We start from the raw sequence: 17,726 nt of genomic DNA, 5'->3' as shown, positions 1-17,726 counted from the left end.
CGGAATGGAACACCAGAAGGGAGCCGCTTCTTTGCCTGCTGTTTTGTCTTCAACTCCGCATTCCGAACTCCGGGTTCCGCATTCGATTCAGCGGCCGTACCACGCGACCAATTTCGGCAGGTCGCCGCGGGCCGCGATCAACCGGAGCGCGAATTTTTGGCGGGCCGAACCGAGCAGCGGGTTGAACCCGAAGTTGTCGTCCACCATTCGCACCGCCTGTGTGACGGCCGCGCCCGGTTCCGTTCCGCCCGCGACCAGCACCCGGGCGAGCCACATCGCCGCCGGGAACGTTAGCGCGAGCGACTCGATCCCGTCCCACACCGAGAGGCCGAAGTTCGGCGCGCCGCAGAACTGGAGCGATTCCACCTTGAGGCGGTGCCAGCGGGTCAGGAGCGCGACCGCGTCCGCGCCGAGCGCACCCAGAGGGCGCTCGCCCGCTGCGAACGTGGCGCCGTCGGTGAGGACCGCGTGGACCTTCGGAACCCGCCCCCGCCCGGTCGCGAACCGCACCGCCGAAGCGAACCGCCGCACCGGGCCGCGCTGCGCCTCGCCCTTCTCGGCGCCGTGGTCCTTGCGTGCGAAGAGCGCCACCAACTGCCGGAACACGGTTCGGCCCACCCACCCCGGGCGTGACACCTCGCCCGGTTCCGCCGGCTCCTCCTCTTCGGCCGCCGTCCCGAGCACATGGAGCAGCTCGCTGAGCCGCCCACCGACCACCGCTTTTTTCGGGTCGCCCCCGCCGTCGAATTTGGCCTTCCGCAGCATCGACACGACGAACAGCACCTTGCGCCAGCGCCGCTCGAACGGGTCCGCCCCGTTCGCGAGCAGTTTCGAGAACGCGGTCGCGATCCGGCCCACGTCGCCCCAGCCCACCCACTGGTTCCCGTACAGCGGCGGGGGCGGCCCGTCGAGCGAGCCTTTGGCCGCGGTCGATTCGAAGAAGTCGGCGTACTGGCGGGCGTCGCCGGCCTGCGCGCTCAGCGGCCGGCCCTTGTTTTCGGCGGCCGAGGGGCAAGCGAGCCGCAGCCCGAAGTTCCAGTGGTCGCCGGCGGGCACGAGCAGGAACGGGTAGATGCGGCACGCGAGCGGCTTGGCGGCGGCGCCGAACTGCCCGTGGATGCGGCACAGCTTGTCGGCGCCCAGGAACACGCACCCGCCGTCGGCGCGGTGGTTGAGGTAGAACTCGCCGTTCCGCTTCACGAAGTACGGTACGCCCTGGAACTCGGGCAACCGCTCCCAGCCCTGCGCCTCGATCCGGCGCCCCTCCTCTGCGGTCACGGGCACGGCGTAGGAGCGGCAGCAGTCGCCGCACGAGTGGCAGTCCCAGTTCTGGAGCACGGGCAGCGCGCGAACTTGCATTGAGAGGCGGTTCCGTTCGGGTGTAACGGTCGAATCACCGCCGGCCCTTTTTCTGCGGGCCGGGGTCGGGGCCGGGGGCGCGTGCGAACGAGTCGAGGAAGAACGCCGACAGCTGCTCGCCGGGCGCCAGGTCCGGCCCTTCGACCGACAGGTAGTAGATGCGGCCCTGGACCGCGTAGACGCGCACGATGCGCACCGTCTCGCCGTCGGGCAGCCTCAGCTCCCACTCGCGACCGGGGTGGTTGTCGACCGTGCGCTTCGCCTCGTCGCGCACGATCCGGCCCTTCGTGCTGTCGGCCAGGTGGCGGCCGAAGCTCGCGAACCAGGCGTCGTCGGGGGCCAGCGCTTGCGGCTGCGGGGCTCTGCTCACCGCGAACACGTAATGGTAGGTCTTCGGGCCGTTGTTCGTGTACGTCTCCCGGTCGACGCCCCGCCCGAGCTTCCAGTCGATGCCCGCGACCGGGTCCACTCGGACCTCGCCCGGCGCGCCGGGCATCTTGACGTAGTACTCGCCGTTCGGTTCGGCCGTGATGGGGAACCACACCGCCGGCAGCGCGAACGTCGTTTGCAGCCGCGCCACCAGAGCCGGTTTCAGGAAGTACAGCCCGGCCGCGGACAGGTACGCGAGGCCCACCAGTATCAACACGCCCTTGAGCCGCGTGGTGCCGGTCCAGTCGATGGTGTACACGATGCCCAGGCACAGGGCCGCCGCCGCGAGCGAGAGCGACGCGGGCACCGCGATCGACACCGCCGCGTCGAACCCGGTGACCGTCGGCCCGAGCAGCCACAGGAGCGGGATGGCGAACGGCATCAGCGCGAACCCGACCATCACCGACAGCGGCAGCCCGACCGTCGCGTGCTTGGTGACGGGGTCGTGCTCGTGGTCCGGGGCCTGGCGCGCCTGCGGCGCGACCGGCGAGCCGTTGAGCCGCTCGCGGGGCGGCGCGATGGGGATCGCGGCGGCGGCCCGCGGCCGGTTCGCACGCACCGACCTCCGCGCCGGCGCGAGCGGTGGCGCGGAAACCGGCGCGTCCTCGGACGCAACAAACGGCAGATGGCACCGCGGGCACCCGACCATCTGGCCGAGCGCGCCGGAGTCCACCCGCGACGCACCACCGCACCCCGGGCACCGCACCACCAACGACATCCCCGTTCCCCTTCCCGCCGTCGGACGCGACGAATGAATTCTACCAGAGCGGCCGCGGCGTTGAGCCCGCGGCGCGCGGATTACCGATTTCGGCCCTCGCCCGGGGCGAAGGCCCCGGCCGGCCGCCGGTCCCAAAACGGGAACGCGCTACGCGGTCGGCCCGATCTCTTTGGCCGTGAGCAGTTCCACCTTATCGCCGCGAGCGACGGCGTACTTGAACGCCGCCTTTTCGGTGCAGGCCGCGCCGACGTTCCCCTTCGGGTCGAGGGCGAGGAACGCCACGCGCGCCGGGTGAACGCCGCGCCGGCCCGCGGCGGCGTTTGCCCGCTTGCAGGCCAGCTCGCACGCCTCCTGTGGCGTCTTGCCGGCGCGGAGCAGTTCGGCGATGAACAGGCTGCCGCCGATGCGGATGATCTCTTCGCCCACGCCCGTCGCGCCCGCGGCGCCGGCGAGGTCGTCGACGTACAGCCCGGCGCCGATGATCGGCGAGTCGCCCACCCGCCCCGGGAGCTTGTACCCCAGCCCGCTCGTCGTGCAGACCCCGCCGAGGTGCCCCTTCTTGTCCAGCGCCAGCACGGTCACGGTGTCGTGGTCGAACTCGGACCCCGGCGCGGGGGCGGGTTGGGAGCCCCATTGGAGGGTAATGTCGGAGGCGCCGTCGCGCCGCGCGGGCGCGTTGCCCGCGGGGGCGTCTTTTTTCTTATCGGGGTGCGCGTCGAGGAACTCTTTGATGCTCTCGGCGGTGTACGGCATCTCCAGCGGGAACCCCTGCTGGAGCGCGAACCACTTCGCGCCCTCGCCCACCAGCATGACGTGCGGGGTCTTCTCCATCACGCGCCGGGCCAGCGCCGCCGGGTGCCGGATGTGCTCGACGCACGCCACCGACCCGCACGCGAGGGTGCGGCCGTCCATCACGCAGGCGTCGAGCGTGAGCCGCCCGAGTCGGTCCGGGATGCTCCCGAACCCGACCGAGTTGCGGATGCTGGTGTCGTCCTCAACCGCCTGCGCCCCGGCGAGTGCCGCATCAAGGGCGGGTGCCCCCTTCGCCAGTTCCTTCATTGCGGCCTCGACGGCGGTCTTACCGAACGGCCAGGTCGCAATCGTGATCGGGTCAGCCATGAGCGGTTCCAGGTTCCGGTGTGCGGGTTCCGAGTCGGAGAGCGCTTCAGTGTGAGCGCCGGGGCACGCGGACGCAAGACGCCGCCGGCCGAAGTTGGAGCGGACCCGCTTTTCTGTTGCGTAACGAGCCGAACCCAGTCGTTTCAAGTTGGCAATAGGCGTGACGAGATCAATCGCCTGATCGGAACACGCCCAGGCGCCACCCGCCTGCGTCAGCGGGCGGGTGGCGCACAACCAACGACTCGAAACGGGACGGGCTTACGCGATCCGCAGCACCCGGCACGCGTCCTCGTAACTGCCTTCGAGGTCGAGCATGACGGAAAGGTTAGCATCGAGCCACAACGGCAGCGCCGGCAGCGGTTGACCGATAACCAGCGGATAGAACCAGACATCGAGCTGCGATTTTTTCTTGGGTCGCTTTCGCCCACGAAGCGTTACGGCGTACACCGATGGCGGTTCCGGTTTCAGTGCGGGGTCAGTCCTGTCGAGCAACTCCATCAGTTCCGCGTACAGGTTGAACTGCTTGACCGTGACCACATCCACGATCGACACGCACACGTCCTGCTGGAGCATGGCGGCGCACTTGGCGACGAACGCCTTACGACTCTCGGGCCGGTCCTTGTTGGCCGGGCTCACGATCTCGACCGCGGCAACCAACCGGCCGCCGCGGTCCTCGTCGTATATGCGAACCTCGTACTCTTCCTGGTCGGGCCATTCGGTTTCGACGGTGAGCGTTGGCGCCGGAGTGACGGTCGGCCGCGCCTGGACTGCCACCCCTCCCCCCGAGTCCTGGTACGCGCTTGAGTCGCTCGGTTCAGCGTCTCCTTCGTCCATCGCGCCGATGTCGACCTCGAACGAGTGACTGAGGTGGACGCTCGGGCCGGCGTAGAACCGCTCCGGCAGCAGCGGGAACAGGCGCTGCACGATCATCGCGGGCCATTGCCCGTGAAGGACGTCCCAGCGGCGTTTATCGGCGAGCGGCGGGCGGAAATGGTCGCGCAGCGGCATGGGTGTCCTCCACCGGCTATTCTAACCGCCCCCGCGGTCCGGTACGATGTCGGGAACCGCTCCGGAGCCGCCACATGACCGCCAGCGAAACCATCGCACTGCTGCAATCGCAGTTCGGCTCTGTGATCACCGGCGCGAAGGCCGACGCGCTCGATCCGTTCGTTACGGTCGAGCCCGCGGAACTGGTGAACGTGTGCGTGTTCCTGCGCGACGACCCGCGGTTGAAATTCGCGCTGCTCAACGACATCACCGGGGTCGATTACCTCGAACCGGACCCGAAGAAGGTGGCGAAAGCCGGGTTCGAGCCGCACGTCGAAGTGCTTTACCACCTGTCGAGCTTCGCGTTCCCGGGGCGCCGGTTCACGCTCAAACTGGTGCTGCCGCGCTGGAAGAGCGACCAACCCGGACAGCTGCCGGAAGTGCCGAGCGTGGCCGGCGTGTGGAAGACCGCCGACTGGCACGAGCGCGAGGTGTACGATCTCGTGGGGGTGTTCTTCACCGGGCACCCGAACCTCGTGCGCATCCTGCTCAACGACGACTGGGTGGGGCACCCGTTGCGCAAAGATTACGAGTTCCCGCTCGAGTACCACGGCATCCGGTGCCGCTGAGCAGGACGCCGTGCGACCGATCGAACGCAGAAAGGGGCAACAATCGGGCGGGGTGTACTCGGCGACCGTGAGGTGGTAGAATTTTCGGTGCTATTCGACTTAAGGAACGGTGCGTCGGGCGGTATTCTCGCTCACGCACGGCCCGTCACACTCACGCGGAGGTCGACATGACCGCCACGGACCTCGTCATGCGCCCGCTGGGCGGGGCGCGGGTTCTGGTCGCCGCCGGCGCTCCAGACGACTCGGCCAGTCTGACCGCCGTGTTACGGCTCAACGGGTTCGATGCCCGCGAGGCGCACTCCGCGGACGCGGTCATCAGCTCGGTGGCCGAAATCCGACCCTCCGTACTCGTGACCGACCTGGACCTGACGGACGGTGACGGGTGCGAGTTCGTGAGCCGGGTGCGGCGGTTACCGAAAGCGCCGGCGGTCGTCGTGGTGACGGGGCACACGGCCGGTAGCATTCGGCGCGCGGCCCTGGCGGCGGGTGCGGCGGCGTTCTTACTGAAGCCGGCCGACCCGATCGAACTTGCCCTGGTGGTCGAGCGGCTCAGCGGGGGCCGCGATTAAACATACAGCCACGGTCGTGTGTCGCTTTGGACTGAATCGGTACTGAGCCCAGGTCCTCGCCGTCCGCTCAAGGTTTCGGGTCGAGCGCCCCGACATTTGGCTTCTCGCCCCCTTTCGCAGGGGCACCCGCATCCGTTCCCGCCCCGACCAGTGGGCCGCCCGCTACCGGTCGCAGGAGGCTGATGTCGGGTAACCCGCCGTCCGCCCAGCGAGCACGGGTCAGTTCCGCCTCGTCCAGCCCTGCGAAGCTCTTGTCAGTCAGCTTCAAATCAAGCGTGAACGAGTTGCCGGCCAGTTCACACTTCGTCGCGTCCATCCGCACCACGCCACGCCGCGGCGGGTAAATCAGGTTGTTGACCAACTTGTGTCCGTACCCGTCCACGTCCGTCGTGTTGTCGGCCTTCCGGCCGAGCATGTTGAAGTCGGCGCCGTTGCGGGACGCGGTGTTGTTCACCCAGTCGCACCCGCCCGGGTGGTGGTTGGCGTAGAACCCGCTGTTCTTGTTTCCAACCGCCAGGCAGAACCGAACCACGTGCCGGGGAATCGGGTCCGGGAGCCGGGCCGCCGGGGCGCTCCCGTAGCCGCCGGCCTTGAACCCGTTCCCGTCCGCCAGTCGCTCCCCTTTGGCCGAGTACCCGTTGCGGAACGCCCAGCAGTGATCAAATACGACCGGCTCGTGAGCGCTGATGCAGTCGAACCCGTCGTCGCTGTTGAGCCAAGCGCGGCACCCGCGGAACACGTTCCCGGTGCCGCCCTTCGGCGGGTGGCACCCGAACCCGTCCACGTTCCCGCCCTTGCCGTCCTCCGAGGTGGCGTCGTGGTTGTTGTGAGCGTCGCAGTTGAGTACCAAATTGTCCGACCCGCGGGTGATGTAGAAGCCGATCGCTTGCCCGTCACGAACCGTGAGCCGCTCGTACACGTTGTGGCTACCGCCGTTCTCGAACCCGATGGACTGGGTGTGCCCTTTGGCAGTCACTTGCACCCCGGTCACTTCGAGCCCGCGGAGGTGAACCCACGACCCGCTGACGAAGAACGCGTCCACCCGCAACCCGGCCGGTTTGACCGCGGACAGGTCGAACACTGGGCGCTCGTCCTTGTACGCGAAGTAGCGGATCGGTTTGCCACGCTCGCCGCTCTTGCTCAACTCGGTGACATACGCCCAGATCCGGTGCTTCCGGGCGATATCGGATTCGGTCAGCTTGTAGGTGCCGCCGCGGACGAAGACGGTATCGCCCGGGCCGACCGCCGCCTGCGCGCGCTGGATGGTGGCGAACGGCCGTTCCAGGGTGCCGGTGGCGTCGTCGCTTCCAGTTGGGGAGACGTACACCTCGGCGGCGGTGCCGTAACTGCCGACGGTGACCAACAACGCCAGGGTGAAGCCGACCCGTTGGCAGGTGCTCATGTCCCCGTCTCCGTGGTGCCGTGACGAACGGCGGATAAATGCGAATTGTACCGGCGGAACCACGCCCGTCGCACGGCACACAGTGCTTCCGGCAGCGGCTGCCATCAGCCGTTCGAACGGAGCGACTACGGATTCGCTCGAACCCACCGGCCCGCGCGGCGGTCCGAAAACAATCACGCTGGGGCTCCACCCGCCTGCGGCCGTGGACGGTTCGACCGCAATTGGTCGAACCGCCCACGCCAGCAGGCCGGGGTTTCGAGGTCGGCGAACTTGAAACTATGGGCTTCTGTTGCGCTCGATCAGTCGGGCTGGGAAGCCCGAGCTGCTGGGATGGCGGTTGAATTGTGGCGGGTGGAGCGCTCTTCTCAACTCGCACCGGGCACTGTAACGGGGGGGCACAGTGCCGAGCGGGAGGGCGCTCGATGGGACTCCGAGTGGACACCCGCTACCGCTGGACTGGCAACTCGCTGGCGGTTCGCTGGGGGGCTGCCACCACGCGATATCGGGTGCCCCGGACCTACCGGCGTGCCCCGGCGAACCAACAAGGGCAAGGGCATCGGGGGCCGGAGGTGCATGCGGAAAATGTTTCAGCGCAGCGCTTTACTGACTGCGGCGGTCCACAACTCGTAGCCCTTGGGGGTCATGTGCAGCCCGTCCTTCACGAACAGTTCCGCAACCGGTTTGCCGTCGGAACCGAGCATCAGCGGAACGATGTCCACGAACACCAGTCCGGTCTCGCTCTCGCAGTAGGCGCGAACGAGGGCGTTAGCCTTCTTTTGTGCCTCGAAGAGCTTCCACCGTGCGAGGCTCGGCTTCACGGCGACGAACAGCACCCGGCACGACGGGTTGTCCTTGCGGACCGCCGCGACGAACGCCTTGAAGTCCGCCGCCACCTGTTCGGGTTTGATCCCGCGGCCGATGTCGTTGTCGCCGGCGTAGAACACGATCGTGCCGGGCTTGTACGGGGTCAGGATGCGGGGCGCGAAGTGGGTGCTGTCCGCGATCACCGAGCCGCCGAACCCGACGTTGATGTAACCGGCGCCCGGGAAGAACTTCTTCACGTCCCAGCCCACGATGCTGGAACTGCCCGCGAAGAACACGCTCCCGGGTTTGGGAGGGGCCGCGGTCAGCCGCTTCTCGTGCGCGAGAATGTTCTTCTCCCACTTGGCGAACGGGTCCACGGGGCGCGGCGGGGGCGCGACCGGGAGGTCGGCGGCGAGGGTCGAAGCGAGCACGAGCGCGAGCATCGGTTCGGGTTCCGGTACGGGAGGGAGTGGGTACAGCATATCGCACCGCGTCCGCTCACGCTACAATCGCCACCACCAACCGACCCCAGGCGGTGCCACATGGAACCGATCTCGCCCTCTGCTCCCGTTGCGCCGCCCCCGCCGCGGCGTTCGTTTCTGTTCGGCGGGTTGCTCGGCGGCGCGGCCGGGCTGGTCGGCGGTGCCGGTGGGCTCGCCGCCGCCAAGCCGTCCGGGTGGGCATGGAGCCCGAAGCCGGAGCCGCCGGCCGAGCCCGCGCCGGCGATGCCGAACGAGGCGAAGCTGTCTTACGCCCAGTTCGGCGAAGACATCGTTGCGGGCGGGCTGCTGGCGTCGGTGCGGGTCGAGAAGCCGACCTACCTGGACGTCGGCGCGTACGACCCGGTGGCGTCGAACAACACGTACCTGTTTTACACCCGCGGCGCACGCGGCGTGCTCGTGGAACCGAACGTGGCTTACACCGATCGTCTCAAAAGCGTGCGCCCCGGTGACACGGTGCTGGCGGCCGGCATCGGCGTCACAGACGCGACCGAGGCCGATTACTACGTGCTGACCGCGGACCAGTTGAACACGTTCGACAAGGCTCAGGTTGAGCACCTGGAGCGCACCACCGAGCACCGGCTGGTTCGGGTGGTCAAGACGCCGCTGCTGAACATCAACCGGGTGATCGCGGACCACTTCGGCGGGGCGGCACCGGATTTCCTCTCGGTGGACATTGAGGGGCTCGACCTCGCGGTGCTGAAAACGCTCGACTTCGGCCGGTTCCGCCCGAAGGTGATTTGCGTCGAAACGCTGGTCACCGGGACGCTGGCTCACCGGCCCGAGGTGAGCCAACTGTTCGCCGAGAAGGGCTACGAGCTGCGCGGGCTGACGTTCCCCAACGCGCTCTTCATGGACAAGCGGGTACTGAACAAGGTGTGATGCCGAGCCGAAAGGGCCTCTCCCGTGCCACCCGAAGACCAGACCGTCATCGAGTTCGACGTCCGCACCGACGAGATGCTCGTCAACATGGGGCCGCAGCACCCGAGCACGCACGGGGTGCTGCGCCTGGTGCTCCGCACCGACGGGGAGGTGATCACGGAGGTGACGCCGCACCTCGGGTACCTGCACCGGTGCGCCGAGAAGATCGGCGAGAACGTGACGCCGATCCAGTTCATCCCGTACACGGACCGGATGGACTACCTCGCCGCGATGAACATGAACCTCGGGTTCTCGCTCGCGGTCGAGAAGCTGTGCGGGCTCAAGGTGCCCGAGAAGGCGCAGGTCATCCGCGTTTTGATCGGGGAGCTGAACCGGATCGCCTCGCACCTCGTCGGGATGGGGGCTTACGGCCTCGATCTGGGCACGTTCAGCCCGTTCCTGTACGCCTTCCGCGAGCGGGAGCACATCCTGGACCTTTTCGAGGACGTGTGCGGCGCCCGGCTCACCTACAGCTACCTGACGATTGGCGGCGCGCACGACGACCTGCCGCCGGACTTCACCGCCCGGGTGCGCGCCTTCGTCAGCTACTTCAAACCCCGCATCCCGGAGTACCACGCGCTTCTGACCGACAACCACATTTTCGTGAAGCGCACCGCTGCTATCGGCGTGCTCACAAAGGAGATGGCTCTCGATTACGGCTGCACCGGGCCGATGCTCCGCGCGTCGCTCGACCGCACGAAGGGCGACCCGCCGTGGGACCTGCGCAAAACCGAGCCGTACTCCGGTTACGAGCAGTACACCTTTGACGTGCCGCTGCCGCCGTTCGACCGCGCGCCGCCGGGTGCGGTCGTTGGTGACTGCTGGCACCGGTTCTACATCCGGATGCTCGAGGTCGTGGAGGCGATCAAGATCGTGGAGCAAGCGGCAGCGCGGTACGACGCCCTCCACGCCGAGGGCGAGAAGACGAAGGCCGAGTTCGCGGTCCGTAAGCCGACGCTGTCCGCCGACGACGCGAAGGCCGACGACGCCACGCTCGCGGAGCTGATGCGCACCCGGTACGCGCACCGGGTGGAGCCGCCGCGGCACCTCAGCCCCGGCGAGTGCTACGTCGAAACCGAGTGCCCGCGCGGGCAGATGGGGTTCCATATTGTCGGTCGGCCGGCGAAGGAGAACGTGCCGCTCCGGGTGCGGGCGCGGTCGAGCTGTTTCGCGAACCTGAGCGTGGCGGGCGAACTGTGCAAGAGGTGCCTCGTCGCCGACGTGCCAGCAATCGTTGGGAGCATTGACGTGGTCATGGGCGAGATCGATCGATGAAGCTTATACCGCTGACGTTGGTTACTGCGCTACTGACCGCGGCACCGGCGTGCGCCGACATGGGGCCGTTCCTCCCCGCGACGAAGTACGCGGCGGGACGTTTTCCGCCGTCGTGCTTCACCCGCCGGACTGCGGTCGCCGTCCAATCCGAACGAGTCCGGCCCCCGTCTGATTGGGTAACGGTCCCGGCATGACTATCAGGAACACCTTCCATGAAGAAGTTGCTACCCACGCTCGTTGTCGTGCTTCTGCTCGCCAGCGCCGCCACCGCCGACGTGCCACCACCGCCCCCGCCGAAGGGCAAGAAGTACGTGTCCGTGACCAACGAGGTCGTGCTCGGTAAGGACGTGACCGGGTACGTGTTCGTTCAGCAAGTGAGCAGCGGCTTCGGGGCGCCACAGTTCACCCACGAGAAGTTGGAACTGACCGCCGGTCAGGCGAAAGCGATGGCGGCGGGCGGGCGGCGGGCGCTCGTCTCCCTGTTCGCCGTACCGCAAGACGCGGCCAAAGAGTTTAAAACCGACGCCGAACTGTTCGACGCGCTAAAGGCGAAAAAGGTCAAAGGGGCGCACCGGCTCGATTTCGCCAGCACGGCCACGGTATCGGATCAGATTAAAGGCAACTCGGTCAAGTGGACGCACACCGTCACCGCAATCGACGCCAAGACCGGTGTTAAGGAGAAGGTTGAGGGCGAGGGGTACGACGAGCCGAAGGCCAACCCAAAAAAAGAGGGATCGGCAGTTCCGCCCAAGGGCGTCGCGGCAGGGTTGGCAATCACCGCAGGCGTGCTGCTCGGCGGGCTCTGGCTGGCCGCTCGCACGCGCCGCCAGGGACGATCGTGCGCCGCCGCGTAACCGCGCCGAACCGGTCCGTTCCCCGGGGCCGGATGGTCCGGCCCCGTTGCAACGGGCTGCTTCAACGCGATCGCGTTTCGGAAGCCGTCACTCGAACAGTTCCTTCACGGTCTCGCCTTGATCCAGCACCTCAAGCGGCCGGCCGTCCGGGGTTGTGAGTTGCTTCCGCGGATCGATCCCCATCGTGTCCAGGATCGTGTACGCGACATCCGCCGGGGTCACCGGTCGCTGGGTCGTGTAGGCGCCCTGGCGGTCGGTCTTTCCGAGGACCAGGCCCGGCTTCACGCCGGCCCCGGCGAACAGCAGCGAGGCCGCCTGCCCCCAGTGGTCGCGGCCCGCGTCCTTGTTGATCTTGGGCGTTCGACCGAACTCGCCCATCACGACCAGCAGCGTGTTCTCGAACGTCCCGCGGGCGCTCATGTCCTCGACGAGTGCCGAAACGGCTTGATCGAACTCGGGGAGCTTTTTGTCCAACCCCTCGAAGATTTTCCCGTGATGGTCCCAGCCGCCGTAGTTCACGGTCACGAACCGCACCCCGCTCTCGACCAGGCGCCGGGCCAGCAGCATCGACTGGCCCGCGGTGCTGCGGCCGTACCGGTCGCGCAGCTTCTCGGGCTCGCGCTCGATCGCGAACGCGCTGCGGGCCTCGGTCGACAGCACCATCTCGCGCGCCCGGGCGTGGAACTCGTCGTAGGTCGCGATCTGGTCGTTCCCCTCCACCTTCTGCGCGAGCCCGTCGACGGCCTTCAAGAGTGTGTCGCGGCGTGCCGCTTTCTTGGCGTCCGCTTCGGAGGAAAGGTCCTGCACTTTGTAGTTCGTCTGGCTCGGGTCGCCGGCCTTGAACGACTCGTACCGCCCGCCCAGGAACGCGCTCTTGCCCAGTTCCCACGTGAACGACGGGTTCCGCGGCACCGCCACGTAAGGGGGCAGCGTCCCGCTGAAACCCGTCTCGTGCGCCACCACCGCGCCGACCGCGGGGTAGTCGCCGAACGGCGTGCCGAACCGTCCGGACAGCACCCAGTTGGTCGCGGTCTCGTGGTGGTCGTTGTTGTGGGCGCCCGAGCGGACCAGCGCGAGCCGGTTCATGACCTGCGCCATCCGGGGCAGCCGTTCGCTGATCCGCAGCCCCGGAACGGCGGTCGGGATGGTGGCGTACTTTCCGCGCACGTCGTCGGGGGCGTCCGGCTTCGGGTCGAAGCTGTCGTGGTGCGAAAGTCCGCCGCCGAGGAACACCAGTACCACCGACTTCGCCCGCGCGCCGGCCGCCGGAGACGTCGCCCGCGCTTCCGCCCGGAGGAGCGACGGGAGCGACAACCCGGCCAGCGCCCCGACCCGCAGGAAGTCGCGGCGGGAGGTGCCCGTACAGTTCGCGTGCGGTTGGCGGTTCAGCACGACATCGATCATCGGAACGGCTCCGGGCTGGTTCTGTGTCGAGAAGCGAGTAGCGGGTGAACGAGATACCTACTTAAGTCGGCGCACGGCGGGTCGGAATAGCGCGGCGGGGAGAACTTCTACCTTCCCGTAGTTTACCCTGATGTTGCGTCCCGCGGAACAGGCAACTTCGGCACACGCGGCGGAAAGCGGACGCGTTTGGCTACAAACGGCCCGGTCGGCATCTCGGACGTTTCCGCGCCTTGCTCTCGCAGTTATGACTTGCTGCCGGCCGCTCGAACCGACCCTTACCGCCGGTCGAGCGGGGTTGCTCCGGCTTCCTGATACCGGTCCGAGCCGAACCCAAGGAGCGGGTAGAAAATGAAACCAAGAAGTGTCAACCCGAGCCCGAACGTCTCACTCTTGCCGAACCGTTTCGCGACCTCAAGGTTCACGAGAATGGCTGCGATCACCTGGACCACGGGCACGAAGATGAGCACGTACCAGAGCAGGCTCAGCTTCGCGACGCCAACGATGAGGACATAGATGTTGTAGAACGGAACCAAGGCGGCCCATCCCGGCTGCCCGGCTTTGGGGAACACTCTCAGCCAGCCGATCAGTACGCCCGGGACGGTTACCGCCCCCCAGACCAACAAGTACCACGTCAGATCATCCACGCGGGCAATCCCCCGAACCGGCGAACCGAACGACTCGCTTTTGCACCCGCTCGCGCAGTGCGTGAGCCGCCAAAGTGTCAGCATTCGTCAGAAATATTGCCACCTTAACGGTTTAGATGACGAGACGGCAAATGTGGCCACAGCGGAGGGCCGCAACGTGCCCCACCGGACCTGTTCGCCAAGGAGGCGCATGACAGTACATTTATTACGGGCGAGTTCTTGCACCGGCCTGACGGTTACCCACCGCCTGGGCCGTCGTCGCTGTCGCTTCCGTCATTGTCGCTACCACGCCGACCGCGTTGCCCTCGGTAGCCGTCGTGATGTCCGTAGCGGCATTTCCAGATCGATCGCGCGGATGGAGCACATCCACGACACGTTTAAAGTTCACAATCTTAACTGGTTCACCCTCCGAACACAACCGCCCAGCCACCGGAGTTTACCCAGCGGGAGGGCGTCACATAAGACCGTGGCTTTTTTGTCGTCGTAACGGAAAGATGGTTGTGATTCCGACATCCCTTCCGGCGGGCGTGCCGATTTATTGGCGACCAAGGACGACTCGAACACCTTCGGGTCCGCCGAGTACGTGGTCCGCGGAATCGCCTTGAGGATCGGGGCTGCGGACCTGGAGAACGCACTTTGAGGCGCGCAAGGGGGAGAGAGCACGGCCCCTCCTCCTCGCGCGAGTCAACGCTACTCCAGTCGTATCAAATTGACGACAGCCGCAACGAGAATAATCACCCGGACGAACACACTCGGGTCCCACCCGCCTGCTAACACAGGGGCGCACAAACGGCAAAAATTGAAACACTGTAAGTAGCACTATTTGCTCAACAGGTGTTTGTCGAACCAGTCAGTGAACCCCTTCAGGTCGTTGGCGAACGCCGGGCCGCCGTGTCCGGCGCCCTTCCGCACGTCCAGCACGCACGGCACCTTGTTCTCGTTCAGCTTGGCGATGATGAGTTCGGCCTGCTGGATCGGCACGAGGGTGTCCGCGTCGCCGTGGACGATCAGCGCCGGGGCCGAGTTCTTGGTCACGTGGTACACCGGCGAGACCTGCTTCGCGATCGCCTTGCGCCGCTCCCGATCGGCGATCACAACGAGCTTGTTCGTCTCCTCATCGCGCTCCCAAAAGTCGAACGGCGGGCGAAAGTTCTTGAGTGTCCCCTCGCCGAGTGCGACGTTTCCTTCTTTGCCGTAGTTGAGGAAGTCGGTGGGCGGGAAGAAGCACGCGACCGCCGCCACCTTCGACGACTGCCGCTCGACGAAATCCTGTGCCTTCGGGTTCCCCTCCTTGGGCACGCACCCCTGCATCAGCGACAGGTGCCCGCCGGCGGACGCGCCCGCGATCCCCAACTTGTCCGGGTCCACGTTGTACTTCTTCGCGTTCGCCTTAATGAACCGCACCGCCCGGTGCATGTCGTCGAGCACTTCCGGGATCGTGAACTTCGGCTGGCTGCCGTGGATCACCGCGAACACCGTGTACCCGCGGTCGGTGAACACGCGGACGCCGGCGGCCGGCACCGTTTCCTTGCTCGAGAACCACCCCCCGCTCACGCACCAGATGACGCCCCGTCCGTTCGCCTTATCCTTCGGCGCGAACACGTCCATCGTCATCGCGAGGCCGTATTTGCGCCCGTAGATCACGTCCTCCGTGCGAACGGGGCCGTCCTGGCCGCGCGCAGTGGGTACAAGGGCGAGAGCCGCGAGCGCGGCGAGAAGGGAGCGGGAGAGCATTGATACACGCCTGGGGGTTACGAGCGGGTGAAACCGCTCCGATGATACACGGCGGTGGGATCAACAGGTAGCGCGTCAAAACCCGTAAGATGCCCTTGTCACCAATACACGATGTCGTGTATAAATGGGGTGTAAGGGGGACCACAATTGCAACAAAAACACCAGACCAAAACCGAGGTCACGGAGAATTGTTGTCCGCCACGTTCTGGCTTGAAGAGCCGGCCCCTTCTTTCATTCGTTCAGGGCGTGAAAGTGGCGGGGCTGTTCAAATTGCTTGGCAACGACACGCGCGTCCGTTTGCTTCATCACATCGTCCGCAGCGGCGAGGCCAACGTGACCGATCTGGCCAAAGCTCTCGGGATGAAGCCGCAGGCGGTCTCAAATCAACTCGTCAGGCTCTCCGACACAGGCATGATTGCCGCCCGTCGGGACGGTAACAACGTGTTCTACCGCGTGGTCAACGGGTGCGTCGCCCCTCTTTTGGATCTCGCCCTTTGCCTGATGGAAGAGGGTGGCGATTCGGCCGCTTCGGCGGCGTGTCGTGTCGAAGATTGAAGCGGTCGTGCGCGAAACGTACGGGGCGTCGCGGCGCGTGGGCTGAGCGGAGAGCACGCGGGCATCCGGGCGGTGCCGTGCGGCAGTCAAGGGGCCGTGAGCGGGTGTATGGACTGGTTGACGTGTGTAGGTGGGATAATTGTTTCCGCAGGGGGCGTCATGGCGGGGCAGAAGCGTGTGCTGTTCGTGTGTGTGGAGAACTCCAACCGCAGCCAGATGGCCGAGGCGTTTGCCCGCCTCCACGGCGGGGCCGGCGTGGAGGCGAGCAGCGCCGGCTCGCGGCCGTCGGGTCGGGTGAACCCCCGCGCGGTCGAGTTCATGAAGGAGGTCGGGTACGACCTCACGACCCACACCTCGAAGTCGCTCGCCGACTTCAACGGCCAGAACATCGACGTGGCCGTCACGATGGGCTGCGGCGACGAGTGCCCGCACGTCCGCGCCGGGCGGCGTGAGGAGTGGCAGATTCCCGACCCCAAGGAGATGCCGCCCGAGCGGTACCGCGAGGTTCGCGACCTCATCGAGCGCAAGGTGAAGGACCTACTCGCCTCGCTCTGACACACTGCCTAGCTGACGGAACCGGTCCCCAACTTTGAACTCTGGATCTTGTTTCGCACGCCTCCGGAGCACGCATGACGACTGCGGAAACGCCCCCCCTGCCGGCGCCTATCGCGGCCGGCCCGAAGCGGCTCGGCGCGTTCGAACGCTATCTGACCGTTTGGGTCGTGCTGTGCATGGCCGTCGGCGTGCTGCTGGGGCGCATCCTGCCGGCCGTGACCGACGGGCTGCGCGGATTAGAGTTCGGGTCCGGCAGCCAGATCAACGCGCCGATCGCGGTGCTGATCTGGCTGATGATCGTGCCCATGATGATGAAGATCGACTTTTCGTCTCTCGCCGGCGTCGCCCGCCGGCCGAAGGGGCTGGCCGTCACACTGTTCGTGAACTGGGCGGTGAAGCCGTTCAGCATGTTCGCGCTGGGGTGGCTGTTTTTCCAGGTGCTGTTCCTGCCGCTCATCGGCGAAGAGTTGGCGAAGCAGTACACCGCCGGTGTCATCATCTTGGCCGCCGCCCCTTGTACGGCGATGGTGTTCGTGTGGAGTTACCTGACCGACGGTGACCCGGCATACACGCTCGTGCAAGTGGCGGTGAACGACCTCGTCATGCTGGTGCTGTTCGCTCCCGTTATCGGGCTGCTGGTCGGCGTGTCCGGGTTGGCCGTGCCGTTTCAGGTGCTGCTGACCGCCGTGGCGGTGTTCATCGTGGTGCCACTCGCCGCCGGCGCGGTCGCTCGCGTCGCGCTCGTTCGGGCACGCGGTAAGGAGTGGTTCGAGGGTACACTGCTGCCCCGGTTTCAGCCGCTCGCGGTGACGGCCCTGCTCGGCACGCTGGTGCTCATCTTTGCGTTTCAGGCGAATAACATTCTCGCGCACCCGCTCCACGTCGCGTTGATCGCCGTTCCGATCCTGATTCAGGTGTACGGTAACGCGTCGCTCGCCTACGGGCTGATGTGGTTGTTCAAGGTGCCGCATAACATCGCCGCGCCTGGTGCGCTGATCGGGGCGAGTAACTTCTTCGAGCTGGCTGTCGCGACCGCCATCGCGTTGTACGGCCCGGGCTCGGGGGCGGCGCTGGCGACCGTGGTCGGGGTGCTGGTCGAGGTGCCGGTGATGCTGTCGGTGTGCGCCGCGTGCAACCGAACACGCGGCTGGTTCGCCTCAGCGGAACCGCACCGGCACTGATACCGAACTTGGTCCAGCGCGGTGTGAAGGTGACCGACGCGCGCCAGGTGCCGCGAATCCAAGGCTGCCGAACGCGTTTGCTACGTT

General features: G+C 66.7%; 17 protein-coding genes. 8 read left to right on the top strand and 9 right to left on the bottom strand.

Translation table 11 applies throughout. From position 1 onward, the window contains the following. Positions 1 to 87: 87 nt before the first annotated feature. The 4 genes from GobsT_RS36425 to GobsT_RS36410 all read right to left on the bottom strand — a co-directional run bounded on the left by GobsT_RS36425 (position 88) and on the right by GobsT_RS36410 (position 4,633). Positions 88 to 1,359 carry a YkgJ family cysteine cluster protein gene (locus GobsT_RS36425; RefSeq protein WP_010035966.1) on the bottom strand — a complete coding sequence of 424 codons (1,272 nt, stop codon included), beginning with the start codon at positions 1,357 to 1,359 and terminating at the stop codon, positions 88 to 90. Between the two features lie 34 nt (positions 1,360 to 1,393). Further along, positions 1,394 to 2,506: a hypothetical protein gene (locus tag GobsT_RS36420; RefSeq protein ID WP_010035969.1), complete on the bottom strand. Its 1,113-nt coding sequence runs from the start codon at positions 2,504 to 2,506 to the stop codon at positions 1,394 to 1,396. Positions 2,507 to 2,653: 147 nt separating this feature from the next. After that, complete coding sequence (locus GobsT_RS36415; RefSeq protein ID WP_010035971.1) at positions 2,654 to 3,625, bottom strand: isoaspartyl peptidase/L-asparaginase; 972 nt, start codon at positions 3,623 to 3,625, stop codon at positions 2,654 to 2,656. Between the two features lie 258 nt (positions 3,626 to 3,883). Beyond that, complete coding sequence (locus tag GobsT_RS36410) at positions 3,884 to 4,633, bottom strand: DUF4058 family protein (protein ID WP_010035972.1); 750 nt, start codon at positions 4,631 to 4,633, stop codon at positions 3,884 to 3,886. 74 nt (positions 4,634 to 4,707) lie between these two features. Here GobsT_RS36410 and GobsT_RS36405 point away from each other — a divergent pair, with 74 nt between their 5' ends. Further along, complete coding sequence (locus tag GobsT_RS36405) at positions 4,708 to 5,241, top strand: NADH-quinone oxidoreductase subunit C (RefSeq protein WP_010035973.1); 534 nt, start codon at positions 4,708 to 4,710, stop codon at positions 5,239 to 5,241. A 167-nt stretch (positions 5,242 to 5,408) separates the two neighbouring features. Next, positions 5,409 to 5,810, top strand: coding sequence for a response regulator (locus GobsT_RS36400; protein WP_010035975.1), 402 nt, complete (start codon positions 5,409 to 5,411; stop codon positions 5,808 to 5,810). Positions 5,811 to 5,877: 67 nt separating this feature from the next. On the opposite strand, the gene GobsT_RS36395 is transcribed toward GobsT_RS36400, so the two are convergent. Then, positions 5,878 to 7,212: a right-handed parallel beta-helix repeat-containing protein gene (locus tag GobsT_RS36395; protein WP_010035976.1), complete on the bottom strand. Its 1,335-nt coding sequence runs from the start codon at positions 7,210 to 7,212 to the stop codon at positions 5,878 to 5,880. Positions 7,213 to 7,799: 587 nt separating this feature from the next. After that, positions 7,800 to 8,498: a GDSL-type esterase/lipase family protein gene (locus tag GobsT_RS36390; RefSeq protein WP_232068449.1), complete on the bottom strand. Its 699-nt coding sequence runs from the start codon at positions 8,496 to 8,498 to the stop codon at positions 7,800 to 7,802. A gap of 60 nt (positions 8,499 to 8,558) precedes the next feature. Between GobsT_RS36390 and GobsT_RS36385 the strand changes: the two genes are divergently transcribed. The 3 genes from GobsT_RS36385 to GobsT_RS36375 all read left to right on the top strand — a co-directional run bounded on the left by GobsT_RS36385 (position 8,559) and on the right by GobsT_RS36375 (position 11,566). Then, positions 8,559 to 9,398, top strand: a complete 840-nt coding sequence (locus GobsT_RS36385) for an FkbM family methyltransferase (protein ID WP_010035978.1) — start codon at positions 8,559 to 8,561, stop codon at positions 9,396 to 9,398. A gap of 24 nt (positions 9,399 to 9,422) precedes the next feature. Continuing rightward, positions 9,423 to 10,712 carry an NADH-quinone oxidoreductase subunit D gene (locus GobsT_RS36380; protein ID WP_010035979.1) on the top strand — a complete coding sequence of 430 codons (1,290 nt, stop codon included), beginning with the start codon at positions 9,423 to 9,425 and terminating at the stop codon, positions 10,710 to 10,712. A 212-nt stretch (positions 10,713 to 10,924) separates the two neighbouring features. Continuing rightward, a complete protein-coding gene (locus tag GobsT_RS36375) occupies positions 10,925 to 11,566 on the top strand; it encodes a hypothetical protein (protein WP_010035982.1) in 642 nt (213 codons plus the stop codon). 87 nt (positions 11,567 to 11,653) lie between these two features. Here GobsT_RS36375 and GobsT_RS36370 read toward each other — a convergent pair whose 3' ends face one another. The 3 genes from GobsT_RS36370 to GobsT_RS36360 form a co-directional block, all read right to left on the bottom strand. After that, entirely contained in the window at positions 11,654 to 12,970 is a 1,317-nt protein-coding gene (locus GobsT_RS36370; RefSeq protein WP_010035984.1) for a DUF1501 domain-containing protein, read from the bottom strand. A gap of 275 nt (positions 12,971 to 13,245) precedes the next feature. Then, on the bottom strand, positions 13,246 to 13,614 hold the full coding sequence (locus GobsT_RS36365) for a DUF5684 domain-containing protein (protein ID WP_148087998.1): 369 nt from the start codon (positions 13,612 to 13,614) through the stop codon (positions 13,246 to 13,248). Positions 13,615 to 14,433: 819 nt separating this feature from the next. After that, a complete protein-coding gene (locus tag GobsT_RS36360; RefSeq protein ID WP_010035989.1) occupies positions 14,434 to 15,348 on the bottom strand; it encodes an alpha/beta hydrolase in 915 nt (304 codons plus the stop codon). Between the two features lie 147 nt (positions 15,349 to 15,495). On the opposite strand from GobsT_RS36360, the gene GobsT_RS36355 reads away from it, so the two are divergent. The 3 genes from GobsT_RS36355 (at position 15,496) to arsB (ending at position 17,639) form a co-directional block, all read left to right on the top strand. Beyond that, positions 15,496 to 15,903, top strand: a complete 408-nt coding sequence (locus GobsT_RS36355) for an ArsR/SmtB family transcription factor (RefSeq protein WP_063744565.1) — start codon at positions 15,496 to 15,498, stop codon at positions 15,901 to 15,903. A 159-nt stretch (positions 15,904 to 16,062) separates the two neighbouring features. Beyond that, the gene (locus GobsT_RS36350; RefSeq protein WP_010035992.1) at positions 16,063 to 16,458 is read left to right on the top strand and encodes an arsenate reductase ArsC; all 396 of its coding nucleotides are present in this window, start codon (positions 16,063 to 16,065) and stop codon (positions 16,456 to 16,458) included. 74 nt (positions 16,459 to 16,532) lie between these two features. After that, positions 16,533 to 17,639: an ACR3 family arsenite efflux transporter gene (gene arsB / locus GobsT_RS36345; protein WP_010035994.1), complete on the top strand. Its 1,107-nt coding sequence runs from the start codon at positions 16,533 to 16,535 to the stop codon at positions 17,637 to 17,639. The last annotated feature ends 87 nt before the right edge of the window (positions 17,640 to 17,726 follow it).

This window comes from Gemmata obscuriglobus (assembly GCF_008065095.1).
In the GTDB taxonomy this organism is placed as follows: Bacteria; Planctomycetota; Planctomycetia; order Gemmatales; family Gemmataceae; genus Gemmata; species Gemmata obscuriglobus.
Note: the sequence above shows the minus strand (reverse complement) of the source record. Positions and strands in the feature narration are given on the sequence as shown.

What these genes read in the sequence shown, in the direction of transcription:
- GobsT_RS36420 (WP_010035969.1), bottom strand. Translation starts at nt 2,506, where the DNA reads ATGTCGTTGGTGGTGCGGTGCCCGGGGTGCGGTGGTGCGTCGCGGGTG.
- GobsT_RS36390 (WP_232068449.1), bottom strand. Translation starts at nt 8,498, where the DNA reads ATGCTGTACCCACTCCCTCCCGTACCGGAACCCGAACCGATGCTCGCG.
- GobsT_RS36360 (WP_010035989.1), bottom strand. Translation starts at nt 15,348, where the DNA reads ATGCTCTCCCGCTCCCTTCTCGCCGCGCTCGCGGCTCTCGCCCTTGTA.
- arsB (WP_010035994.1), top strand. Translation starts at nt 16,533, where the DNA reads ATGACGACTGCGGAAACGCCCCCCCTGCCGGCGCCTATCGCGGCCGGC.
- GobsT_RS36370 (WP_010035984.1), bottom strand. Translation starts at nt 12,970, where the DNA reads ATGATCGATGTCGTGCTGAACCGCCAACCGCACGCGAACTGTACGGGC.
- GobsT_RS36405 (WP_010035973.1), top strand. Translation starts at nt 4,708, where the DNA reads ATGACCGCCAGCGAAACCATCGCACTGCTGCAATCGCAGTTCGGCTCT.
- GobsT_RS36375 (WP_010035982.1), top strand. Translation starts at nt 10,925, where the DNA reads ATGAAGAAGTTGCTACCCACGCTCGTTGTCGTGCTTCTGCTCGCCAGC.
- GobsT_RS36395 (WP_010035976.1), bottom strand. Translation starts at nt 7,212, where the DNA reads ATGAGCACCTGCCAACGGGTCGGCTTCACCCTGGCGTTGTTGGTCACC.
- GobsT_RS36350 (WP_010035992.1), top strand. Translation starts at nt 16,063, where the DNA reads ATGGCGGGGCAGAAGCGTGTGCTGTTCGTGTGTGTGGAGAACTCCAAC.
- GobsT_RS36385 (WP_010035978.1), top strand. Translation starts at nt 8,559, where the DNA reads ATGGAACCGATCTCGCCCTCTGCTCCCGTTGCGCCGCCCCCGCCGCGG.
- GobsT_RS36410 (WP_010035972.1), bottom strand. Translation starts at nt 4,633, where the DNA reads ATGCCGCTGCGCGACCATTTCCGCCCGCCGCTCGCCGATAAACGCCGC.
- GobsT_RS36425 (WP_010035966.1), bottom strand. Translation starts at nt 1,359, where the DNA reads ATGCAAGTTCGCGCGCTGCCCGTGCTCCAGAACTGGGACTGCCACTCG.
- GobsT_RS36415 (WP_010035971.1), bottom strand. Translation starts at nt 3,625, where the DNA reads ATGGCTGACCCGATCACGATTGCGACCTGGCCGTTCGGTAAGACCGCC.
- GobsT_RS36400 (WP_010035975.1), top strand. Translation starts at nt 5,409, where the DNA reads ATGACCGCCACGGACCTCGTCATGCGCCCGCTGGGCGGGGCGCGGGTT.